17 protein-coding genes and 2 pseudogenes are annotated in these 10,034 nt (G+C 53.8%); 11 read left to right on the top strand and 8 right to left on the bottom strand.

The window, feature by feature from the left end; genetic code table 11:
- The 8 genes and pseudogenes from HP459_RS23770 to HP459_RS17705 all read right to left on the bottom strand — a co-directional run.
- Positions 1–66, bottom strand: a pseudogene (locus HP459_RS23770) (DNA polymerase III subunit theta); the annotation flags it as partial.
- A 291-nt stretch (positions 67–357) separates the two neighbouring features.
- On the bottom strand, positions 358–1,047 hold the full coding sequence (locus HP459_RS17735; protein ID WP_171936558.1) for a hypothetical protein: 690 nt from the start codon (positions 1,045–1,047) through the stop codon (positions 358–360).
- Positions 1,044–1,448, bottom strand: a complete 405-nt coding sequence (locus HP459_RS17730) for a hypothetical protein (RefSeq protein WP_171936566.1) — start codon at positions 1,446–1,448, stop codon at positions 1,044–1,046. Before HP459_RS17730 ends, HP459_RS17735 begins: the two co-directional genes overlap by 4 nt.
- Positions 1,445–1,789: a winged helix-turn-helix domain-containing protein gene (locus HP459_RS17725; protein ID WP_171936565.1), complete on the bottom strand. Its 345-nt coding sequence runs from the start codon at positions 1,787–1,789 to the stop codon at positions 1,445–1,447. Before HP459_RS17725 ends, HP459_RS17730 begins: the two co-directional genes overlap by 4 nt.
- A gap of 1 nt (position 1,790) precedes the next feature.
- Complete coding sequence (locus tag HP459_RS17720; protein WP_048241242.1) at positions 1,791–2,480, bottom strand: replication protein P; 690 nt, start codon at positions 2,478–2,480, stop codon at positions 1,791–1,793.
- On the bottom strand, positions 2,477–3,376 hold the full coding sequence (locus HP459_RS17715; RefSeq protein ID WP_171936564.1) for a replication protein: 900 nt from the start codon (positions 3,374–3,376) through the stop codon (positions 2,477–2,479). Before HP459_RS17715 ends, HP459_RS17720 begins: the two co-directional genes overlap by 4 nt.
- Before the next feature lie 85 nt (positions 3,377–3,461).
- Positions 3,462–4,007, bottom strand: coding sequence for a toxin YdaT family protein (locus HP459_RS17710; protein WP_126542218.1), 546 nt, complete (start codon positions 4,005–4,007; stop codon positions 3,462–3,464).
- Positions 4,008–4,036: 29 nt separating this feature from the next.
- Positions 4,037–4,288 carry a helix-turn-helix domain-containing protein gene (locus HP459_RS17705; RefSeq protein WP_001514164.1) on the bottom strand — a complete coding sequence of 84 codons (252 nt, stop codon included), beginning with the start codon at positions 4,286–4,288 and terminating at the stop codon, positions 4,037–4,039.
- A 127-nt stretch (positions 4,289–4,415) separates the two neighbouring features.
- Here HP459_RS17705 and HP459_RS17700 point away from each other — a divergent pair, with 127 nt between their 5' ends.
- From HP459_RS17700 to HP459_RS23550, 11 genes and pseudogenes are all read left to right on the top strand, one after another.
- Positions 4,416–5,108 (top strand): helix-turn-helix transcriptional regulator, encoded by a 693-nt coding sequence (locus tag HP459_RS17700; RefSeq protein ID WP_046619604.1) that lies wholly within the window; start codon positions 4,416–4,418, stop codon positions 5,106–5,108.
- Positions 5,109–5,720: 612 nt separating this feature from the next.
- Positions 5,721–5,909, top strand: coding sequence for a hypothetical protein (locus HP459_RS17695; RefSeq protein WP_139124752.1), 189 nt, complete (start codon positions 5,721–5,723; stop codon positions 5,907–5,909).
- A gap of 300 nt (positions 5,910–6,209) precedes the next feature.
- Entirely contained in the window at positions 6,210–6,368 is a 159-nt protein-coding gene (locus tag HP459_RS17690) for a hypothetical protein (protein ID WP_023294196.1), read from the top strand.
- Complete coding sequence (locus HP459_RS17685; RefSeq protein WP_045281525.1) at positions 6,365–6,574, top strand: cell division protein FtsZ; 210 nt, start codon at positions 6,365–6,367, stop codon at positions 6,572–6,574. The genes HP459_RS17690 and HP459_RS17685 overlap by 4 nt, the downstream gene beginning before the upstream one ends.
- A 70-nt stretch (positions 6,575–6,644) precedes the next feature.
- On the top strand, positions 6,645–7,616 hold the full coding sequence (locus tag HP459_RS17680; protein ID WP_171936563.1) for a hypothetical protein: 972 nt from the start codon (positions 6,645–6,647) through the stop codon (positions 7,614–7,616).
- A gap of 7 nt (positions 7,617–7,623) precedes the next feature.
- Positions 7,624–7,908 (top strand): host nuclease inhibitor GamL, encoded by a 285-nt coding sequence (gene gamL, locus HP459_RS17675; RefSeq protein ID WP_171936562.1) that lies wholly within the window; start codon positions 7,624–7,626, stop codon positions 7,906–7,908.
- An 18-nt stretch (positions 7,909–7,926) separates the two neighbouring features.
- Positions 7,927–8,673 (top strand): phage recombination protein Bet, encoded by a 747-nt coding sequence (gene bet, locus HP459_RS17670; protein WP_111962334.1) that lies wholly within the window; start codon positions 7,927–7,929, stop codon positions 8,671–8,673.
- The gene (locus HP459_RS17665) at positions 8,670–9,287 is read left to right on the top strand and encodes a lambda exonuclease family protein (RefSeq protein ID WP_111962333.1); all 618 of its coding nucleotides are present in this window, start codon (positions 8,670–8,672) and stop codon (positions 9,285–9,287) included. Before bet ends, HP459_RS17665 begins: the two co-directional genes overlap by 4 nt.
- Complete coding sequence (locus HP459_RS17660) at positions 9,284–9,712, top strand: regulator (protein ID WP_171936561.1); 429 nt, start codon at positions 9,284–9,286, stop codon at positions 9,710–9,712. The genes HP459_RS17665 and HP459_RS17660 overlap by 4 nt, the downstream gene beginning before the upstream one ends.
- Positions 9,709–9,861, top strand: coding sequence for a DUF1317 family protein (locus HP459_RS17655; RefSeq protein WP_171936560.1), 153 nt, complete (start codon positions 9,709–9,711; stop codon positions 9,859–9,861). The genes HP459_RS17660 and HP459_RS17655 overlap by 4 nt, the downstream gene beginning before the upstream one ends.
- Positions 9,858–10,034: pseudogene (locus HP459_RS23550) on the top strand (DNA cytosine methyltransferase); the annotation flags it as partial. The gene HP459_RS17655 and the pseudogene HP459_RS23550, both read left to right, overlap by 4 nt.

The following is a 10,034-nucleotide window of genomic DNA, read 5'->3' as shown; positions in this document are numbered from 1 at the left end:
TGCAAGGTCAACGTTAACCTTGTCGCGTTCCTCTTGGCTCTTTGCAGCAATATTGAAGTCGTTCATAATCATCAACTCATCCGTTTTAATAGAACGTATCTTACGTCAGATAACCGCTGCTGAGACCAATTATGCGCGCAAAGATCCATCGTTACTGCTCATGGATATTTTTTATCGTACTTTTCCTGTTCCTGTTTGCTCTCTATCAGAAAGCGTACTTGGGTGTTGCCCTCAATCAAATTATCATTGCAACGCTTGCCGTTACTGGTTTTCTCGGTTGGATTACGAGAGAAAAGCATCCCAAGAATTGAGTAAATGGCCACTATGAAGTGGCCGGCTCATCGTAAAAATTAGCGTTCAAATGCCATCGGCCCCCTGAAGCATGGCGGCGCGGCGGTTCATACCATCCAATGCAATGCGCATAGCCTGAATCCCTGCCGAACCATCAGGGTAAATCCCGTAACGCTCGAATACGTCGATGTGGTTACGCATGAACGTAGGAGTAAGCTCTTTGTAGGCATGAGCAAGCGGACCAGAGACATCACCAGGAACAGATACCGCCGTTGGCTGAGCTGGAGGATAATTTGCCAACATCCAACTAATGACGTAGTCGGCTTTGAACCGCTCAACCGGAAAACCTTCATTCCAATCGCGGAAATGATAAATAACCTGACGCAGTTCCGGAATCTTATCTTTAGCTTCCAGCGATGCCAGCGCTAGCTTCATCGCCTCCAGCGCCATGGCCGCGTCTTCGTTTACTGCGCCTGGCGTCGCATCACGCTCTTCTTCAAGCTCCGCGATTGTCTGATGGAGCCATTCTTTGGTAAGTGTGCTCATCGGCTTTCCTTCAGCCATCTCTTCATCGGTTTCCCATAAAACGCGCGCTTGACCTTCGCAGACCTGAATAACACCGCCACGACCACATGAGTTGCACTTAACGGCATCGTCATCCCACAAGGCACTTTCGTTTCCGCGAGCGGTTTTGACAGCGTGTGATTTATTGCCACAACGGCATTTGTTGAGCCAGCCAATGGTGAAAGTTTTCATGATGCATCTCCTTTACCGGCTGCGGCGACGTTGACTCCAGCATCGTGCAGTGCCTCAAGCACCTGATGCTGCTTGTAAACCATTTCCGTGTGATACGGCTCATCGAAATCGACGCGATGCAACATGCTATAGCGCTGTGGAAGTACAACCTCCCGCGCCTCCAGCTCAGCAATCCGCTTCTCTGCCACTTCTCTGCGGCTATTTGCGCAGTCGTAACGTTGTGTCCACAGTCGAACCTCAGACTCCAGTAGACCTTCCAGCTCAGCATTACGCTTCTCTGCTGCTTCCAGTTCATCCAGCAGCGCCAGTAAATCGCGAGTTGGTACCATGAAGTTCGGCATGAAGTTATCTTTCGCCTTTTCTGCTGTTAGGCGCAGATCCTGTTTGTTGATGTTGCTCATACCCCTACCCTCCCCCAAACCATCAATACTCGCTTCATAGCCGCGCTGTTGCGGCACTCCTGGCAGATCACGTTTGTCTCTTTACGCTGCACCAGCTTCGAATTCCCCTTCGGCATGGCCGGGATGGTTTCCGGTGCGTATTTCATGCCGTAACTGGTCAGCCGATAAAGCCGCTGGCCGTGTTTGCCCTCACAGGTGATCAGGCCGTCTGCCAGGAGCGAGCTGACCGTGCCTGACATCTTTTTGGTGTTCATGCCGATCATCCTGGCAATACGAGCGCTGTTCAGGCCCGGGTTATTACGCAGGGCTGCAAGAATCTGCCCACGGATTGTTATGGTCATCTCACACCATCCCGTTCGACTTGTTGCGGTTGTACTTGGCCTGAAGCAGTTGGATCGGCGTCGGCCCATGCTCGGCAGCCGGGGCTGCAATCGCCCTGCGTACCGGCGGCACTGGCTTACCCTCGGTGACGCGCTTCTCCCACATGTCCAGCAGGTCACCGGCTTCACGCGCCAGCTCACCATGAGTTAACTGACGCTCTGTGCTGCGGTGGCGCAGTTCAACGCAGATGTGGTACATGACCGGCTGCGACCAGGGGAATTGCTCACTGGAAGTGAACTCGAACGAACGGTTACGCCAGTCCCAGTATTCGGCGATCACCTGGTCAACGTTGACGCCCAGCACCCCGCCGCTCTGTTTGCACCAGGCGACGAACTGGCCCGGCGACGGCAGGAATGGGCGCTCCTGGCGGCGGGCAATGCGCATACCGGCATCGACTTGCGCCATTGAGTGGATCCCGTTCTCCTGAAACGCCAGCAACCACTGACGGCGGAATTCGTTCAGGTCGTCCTGGGTGCGGAAGTTCGCCATGCTGGCCGGGAACGCGGCACGCAGTTGGTTGAACAGCCCGTTGAACACTTGAGCCACCTGTTCGACCGGTGCGCGCTCCTGATACTGCTCTGGCAGGTTATGAGCCATGCGGCTCATCTGCTCGCGATCGTGGTTACGCATCTGCTCTGCAAGAGATTTCATGGCACCACCCCGTAGGCCCAGTCAGTGTTGTTGAAGTCCAGATCCGGCTTGGCGGCTGGTTTGACAGCGAACTTCGGCTTAAAAAGCCCCTGGTAACCGTTCGCAATACTGGTGTTGATCACGTCGACCGGATTGTGTCCGTCTTCCAGGCACTCTTTCAGCAGCTTGAACGCCTTGGTGACGGTCAGCTCAGTTTTGATCGGTTTGCCAGACTGTTTGCGGTAAGCAACCCATTCCTGCCAGGCGGTTTGATTTAGCCACTCAGGAACGTCAACACTGAGCGGATCAAACTTGTCCTTCCCCCTTGGGGGATTAGAGGGGGTATTAGGTTTTATATTTGTCTTTGGAAGAATGTCTTTGGTGTTCCCTGTTTTCAGGGATACCTCTCCCTGTTCTTGGGGATGGCTATCCCTGTTTTCAGGGATGGTTTGTGGGGTGATCTTACTATCCCCGATTTCAGGGATGGTAATAACATGCGTTACAGCTTCAGCGACCGGAAAACTGACCGGGCACTTTGCACATTTTGGCTTTGTGTAAGCCCAGCTATCCAGGAGCGTGTTGATCCCGATGTAACGTGTCTGCCCGATTCTGCGCATCTTAATGATGTTGCGATAAGCCAGGCTGAGCACAGCTTCAGAAACGTGCTTAACGGCCAGTCTGGTTTTATCTGCAATGAGACTGTTGGTGATCCGGTCCTCTTTCTTGGACCAGCCATACGTCAGGCGAACAATAGCATTCAGCACGCGGAACTCACGCCCCGAAAGCTCTACGAAACACAAGGCATCCTGAATCTGGTTAGCAAGGCGAAGATAGCCATTTTCCAGATCGGCCATGCGATTCTCCTGCTGCGCCGGTTGTTGCGCAGGGAATTTGATTACTTTGGCGGTGTTTGCCATAATTACTCCCGTTACTTGGCGTAACACAGTGTTTGGAAGGCCTTTGAAGTTACCGCTTCAAGGGCTTTTTCTTTTCTGGTGCCTCTCACATGACCCCCAGCATCGATGTGACCATCGTCATCAGTGGCCCTACCTGCTCCGGCATAAGGCGGAACAGCGACGCTATACCCTCGCTTACCTCTTTCAGCTTCTGATGCTCTGGAGCGTCCAGGAGCACGGCCTGTTTAGCCTCGGCACACTCTTTCATCGCAGAGGCGATCAGCGACATCGTGTCGTTCTGCGGCGCCAGGCGGTTGCGGTACTCCAGCGGCAATACGGACATGATTGCCGGTGCCAGCTGGCGAATGTTGTTGGCAGCATATTCGGTGTCGCCGTCGATCCAGCGGAACACCTTCTGCATCTGGCGGTGAGAGTCTGTCGGGATATCCAGTCCGGTGCCGCCGGTAGCCCGCCACTCTTCCACAATCAGCGCTGCGACAAATTCACGGCTGCGGCAGTCAGCTGCCCAGGCGCGAACAGCTGCGCGGATCCCATCGATGTTTAACGCCGTGGAATCAGGTTCCCGGCGATTCTGGTAAATCATCGCCGTTGGCGAAAATTTGTTACCTTGTTGATACGCAAGTGAATGCATTGCTTTCCCTTTCGTGGTTAGGGCCGCCGTTAAGCGGCATGGTTGTCAGGGTGTGGAAAGATGGACGGCAGGTCCGGGCGGAATTCGTGAGCCTGGATTTCACCACCAACCGCTTTCACCAGTTCAGGAACGTGAACCGGGGAGATGCGTTTCTTTCCGTTAAGCCAGTCACAGATAGTTGACTGGGCTTTGCCGCAACGTTTTGCCAGTTCTTTCTGGCTGCCAGCGATAGCGATCGCTTTCTCTACTGCGGAGTTCTTCTCTACTGTTGGGGTCTTCATAATCACCTCAGCTATCAGTTTAAAGCGATTATGGTTATCACTTTAGCGAATGTCAATCGCATAGGCGATTTTTTGCTAAATAATCGCTTGAGCGATACAGTTAAAGGAGTCATTAACAGAGGTGAATATGGGATTCTCGGAGCGCCTGGCGCAGGCAATGAAACATGCTGGATACACACAAGGCCGATTAGCCAAAGATGTCGGCATGGCTCAGTCCAGCGTTAATAAATTACTCAAGGACGCTAACGGCTCTCGTAAGACTGTTGAGATCGCCTCTGTTCTGGGTGTGCGGCCGGAGTGGCTGTCTACTGGTGAAGGGGAAATGGCTTCCAGTGGCGCAAGAGAACCTACTGCGCTATACCAGGTTAAGCCGTCATTGAATGGGATTTACCGCGTGGATGTACTCGACGTTAAAGCCAGCGCTGGACCGGGCACTATTGTCACCAGCGATTTCATTGAAACTATCCGGGCCATCGAATACACGAATGAGCAGGCGCGCGCTTTGTTCGGCAACCGGCCAGCTACGCACGTTAAGGTCATTACCGTAAATGGCGACAGTATGGATGGGACGATTTCACCCGGCGATCAGATCTTCGTTGATACCGGCGTTACGCATTTTGATGGTGACGGGGTATACGTCTTCGTCTTCGGCAAAACATTGCATGTTAAGAGACTTCAGATGCAGCGTGACCGCCTGGCAGTAATATCCGACAACCCCATTTACGAAAAGTGGTACGTTGAGCCAGAGGACGAGGACGCGTTCTACGTCATGGCAAAGGTGCTACTCAGACAGTCAGTCGACTATAAACGATTCGCATAACCCGCTCCGGCGGGTTTTTTATTGTCCGCAGATTCTTCCTCTCTTTTCCACCACGTCTAAAAACCAAATCCTTATCACTTTTTTCTTCAGAAAATAAAAAAATATCGCTTTAACATTCAATCAATTATCGCTTTATCGATGATTAATATCGTTTTGGCGATTGACTCAAATAATCGCTTTAGCTATTGTTAACCGCATAGACGAACGGCGCACCACTACCGATTCGTCATGCTCTTTAACAACATGCAGATTTACAGCGTCAATGACCTGTTATGACCCCTACACGTAAACGTGCTGTATCACCGGGTGCGATCCGGTCGGTGAGAGAGTATCCCCGCGCGAGAGCGAGAACGGCGTGAGAACGGGCAACACTGGCAGGGAGTTGGCGCTGACCAATACAGGGAATGTTTTGGGGTGTGGTGGCGGCGTCCTCAAGCGAGGTGCAACGCTAGCAGTGTGATAAGACCTGATAAACCGGCTGGGCAGATAGTTGTTTGCCAATACAGAAACAGGGCGCTCAGGAAGTAAGTGAGAGTGGCGACTCAGTGCCAGTCCACCACACCGACCAAAACATTTCTCCCGCATCGGCGGGTAACGAAAGAGGGTAAGGCGATGGAATTTTCAGATATTCACGCATCAATGTTGATTATGACTGATCGCGAAAATCAGCTGAGTTCAGATATGCAGGGCGACTGGAAAGTACTGCGTGTCGATGATTTGTCATTCACTATTTCTCGCCCAGAGGGAGGGCAAGAAGAACATTTCTCTCCCTGCGCTTCCATCAACTTCATAGCCGCCTAACCAGCGGCTTTTTCATACCTGGAGTCATTTATGAGTGGCTCAAGTTATGACAACCGGCGGCCATCCACCGCCCATTAGCGCAGAAGTCTTGTTTAACGTTCGGCGGCGCGGCCTTAAGCGCGGAGATGATTATGTCCAAACACTGTGAAAATTGCGGATGCGCAGTCCGTCCGGATATTGCACAAACTGCCAGGAAGAAGCGTATATCGCGTTCGTTCAGGCTCCTGAGATGGAATTTAGTAAAGAGTTCTTACGTGAAGCATTCCGTCAGGACTCCGAATCAAATAGCCGGGAGACATCATGACAGTCACCCACAACGGCAAGCAGTACACCGCCAAAAAGCTTAACGATAACGAGTGGCAGCTGACGTCGGTATCGGCACCGCGCGACAAGCTGACGCTTAACCGCTGGCAGATGCATATCGCTGGCCTCCTGGAACAGGTTGAGGTGAAGGTATGATCAATCACTACGGCACCACCCCGCTCATTCGCCAGTGCGTCACGCCAGGCATGATGGCAATGCATGAAGGCCGAACCTATCGCGTCTCAGCGGTCATTCAGGAGCGCAAATGGGTTTACCTGCACACCGATGCAGAAATCATCCGCCTCAATGACTGCGTGATTGACGTCCTTCTGGACGGTCACGGCAACCCTATCCAGCACTAACCACCCTATTCACCCGATCGGCCTGGCTTTCTGCGGGCGGGATCTGCACATCCAAATTTCAGGAGAAACCATGAGCGAAGTAACGGACTTAACTGTCATCGAAATCAAGCCGGAGCAGGTGCCAGTGCTTTACGTATCGGGCGGCCTTGACGCTTATCTCGAACAGATCCGCCAGGCAGTAAACGAAGTGCCGGACCTGTCAACGAAGAAAGGCCGTGACCGTGTCGCCTCTCTGGCTGCGCAGGTGTCCCGCAGCAAGACAGCTATCGAAAAGCCGGGGCGTGAGTACCTGAAGCGCCTGAAAGAAGCTGTGCGCCCCGCTGAAGCCGAAATTAAGCGATTCGTTGATGCTTGTGACGAGCTGCGCGATGCGACCCGGCGCCCTCTCACCGAATGGGAAGCCGAGCAGGAACGCATTAAGGCTAAAGAAGCCATGAACGCTATGCACGCCGAAGCGCTGGAAATGAACAAAGAGTTCGACCGCCAGCGTGCCGCACAGATCGAAGTAGACCATGAAATGGCCCTGCTAATGAATGACGCTTTCGACCGTGACCGCGCTGAGCAGCGCCGCCTGGCGGAACAGGCTCAGCGTGAGCACGAAGAACGCATTAAGCGCGAAGCGGCAGAACAAGCCCGCCGCGATGCCGAAGCGAAGCACAAAGCGGAGATTGAAGCCGCAGTTCGTCGTGAAGCCGAAGAGAAAGCCCGCGCTGAACTGGCGGAACGCCAACGCATTGAAACGGAGCAGCGTGCGGCGCGTGAGAAGCAGGAAGCGGAAGCCCGGGCGGAACGCGAAAAAGCCGCGGCGGTTGAAGCCGAGCGCCTAAAGGCAAAACAGGCCGAAGATGCTCGCCTGGCCGAAGAGAAGCGCAAAGTCGACGAGCAAGCCAAGCGCGAAGCTGACGTGAAGCATCGCAAGACGGTCGGCACCAACATCGTTAACGCGCTTACCAGTAACACCAGCTTAACCCGCGAACAGGCTATCGAAGTGCTTACCGCTCTGAAAGATGACCTGATCCCCTGCGCGAAAATCCACTACTGAGGCAACCATGAACGCATACCTCACTTACGACCGCATCGAAGATCGGCGCTGGGCTGAGCAGCAGCTCACCGACGAGAAAGAGAAGTGGATCGGCGACCGCGCTCGGGAAATCATCGACATGATGCCAAAAGAGCCGTCCAGCCTCTTCCACTTCTCCGTACCGATTGACTCCAGCCCATACGAAGGACTTCGCAGCGATGACGCTGGAAAGGCCTACAACTATTTCATTTCGGCAGTTGCTTACGCCCAGGCGGAATACGACTGGGAACACCGTACCGGCTGTCCGTTTTAATTTTTGAGGGGATTAACAATGAGTACTGCACTTTCCACCATGGCCGGGAAATTGGCCGCACGCCTCGGCATGGATGCCGGTACGGACCTGATGAATACGCTGAAGAACACAGCGTTCAAAGGCGGTAACGTCACCGACGAGCAGTTTACTGCCCTGCTGATCGTCGCCAACCAGTACGGCCTGAACCCATGGACCAAAGAGATTTACGCATTCCCAGATAAAGGCGGGATTGTCCCGGTCGTCGGCGTTGATGGATGGGCTCGCATTATCAACGAACATCCTCAGTTTGACGGCATGGAGTTCTCTTACGACAAGGAGGAAGGCGCGTGTACCTGCAAGATTTACCGCAAAGACCGTAAGCACCCGACCATTGTCACTGAGTACATGGGAGAGTGTAAACGCAACACTCAGCCATGGCAGTCCCACCCTACCCGCATGCTTCGCCACAAGACGCTGATCCAGTGCGCGCGTCTGGCCTTTGGTTTCGCTGGCATCTTCGACCAGGACGAGGCAGAACGAGTTATTGAAGGAACAGCAGCAGAGGTTCATGCGGGCCATGAATCAGATAGCCGTCGTCCGAACCTGATCGCAAAAGGCGAGTCTGCCGCGCGTCTTGGAACCGTTAAGTATCAAGAGTTCTGGGTGGCGCTGAGCGCTGAGGAGAAGCAGGTAATTGGCGCAGTTGAGAAGCGACGCATGTATGACATGAGTCTTGCTGTCGACAACGCCGAGCCTGTCAATGTCGCAGATGCGGAGGCTGAATGATGGAGCAACGCACCCCTGAATGGTTTGCTGCGCGCTGCGGCAAGGTCACTGCCAGTCGACTGGCTGATGTCATGGCCCGGACTAAGTCGGGCTACTCCACCAGCCGCCAGAACTACATGGCCGAGCTGATTTGTCAACGACTGACCGGGAAGATGGAGGAAGGTTTTTCGAATGCCGCGATGATGCGTGGCACTGAACTTGAGCCAGTGGCGCGCGAAATGTACGCGCTGAATGAGTTCGATGCAGAAATCACTGAAGTTGGACTCATTGATCACCCAAACATACCCGGATTCGCAGCCAGCCCGGACGGACTTGTTAACGGCGACGGGCTTATCGAAATCAAATGCCCCAACACTTGGACCCATCTTGAAACGCTGAAAACTGGCGAGCCAAAGCGCCAGTACATGCTGCAAATGCATGCACAGATGATGTGTACCGGGCGGAAATGGTGTGATTTCGTTAGTTTCGATGATCGCCTGCCGCCTGACCTCGCCTATTTCAAGAAGCGCATTCATTTCGATGAAGAGCTGGCGCGCGAAATCGAGTCTGAGGTTAAGAGCTTCCTTGCAGATCTTGAATCTGAAATTCAGAAAATCACAGAGCGTGCAGCATGAAACGCACACCCTTTTACCGCAGGCCCGGGCGAACCGGGCAATTCTCTGGCCTCCGTGAACGCGTTATCTGGATGATTCAGACGCGCGGCCGCCCGATCACCGGCAGCGAAATCGCCGAGAAGTTTGGCGTAACGCTCATCGAGTTTAACCGGGTTGCCAACGGCATCACTCGCGGCACCGGGCAGATAGCGCAGATCGTTGAGTCAAAAAAATGGCTTAACGAGGACGGCATATGCGACCGGACATTCGACTTGGTCACGAAGCCAAAGGTCGTAACACCACAGGGTAAATCACGGCTGTTCACCCGGCGCGCCATTGAACAATCGCAGGAAGGTAGACGGCAGGAATGCATAGCGCGTGCAGCACGCCGTCGCCAGCTTATTGCTCAGGGCCTCTACATCGACGAAATGGAGTCCATCCTATGACTCACGCTCACGACGACATCAGGGTAGGAAATCTGTGCCTCCCATTCATTGGTAACGGCTGGCTAATGCCATGGGGTGAAGTGGTCAGCAATCCATTAAAGGCCCAGCGGCTCGCTGAGGAATATCGGGAAAGGCAGGAGGCGACATGAAATACGGAAGCGTGTGCAGCGGAATCGAGGCTGCCAGTAAAGCGTGGGAACCTCTCGGCTGGAAACCGGCCTGGTTCTCTGAAATCGAACCATTCCCATCCGCAGTCCTCGCCCATCACTGGCCGGAAGTAACCAACCTTGGCGACATGACAAAAATCGCGGATGCGGTGCGC

This window comes from Enterobacter sp. CM29 (assembly GCF_013179605.1).
In the GTDB taxonomy this organism is placed as follows: domain Bacteria; phylum Pseudomonadota; class Gammaproteobacteria; order Enterobacterales; family Enterobacteriaceae; genus Enterobacter; species Enterobacter intestinihominis.
Note: the sequence above shows the minus strand (reverse complement) of the source record. Positions and strands in the feature narration are given on the sequence as shown.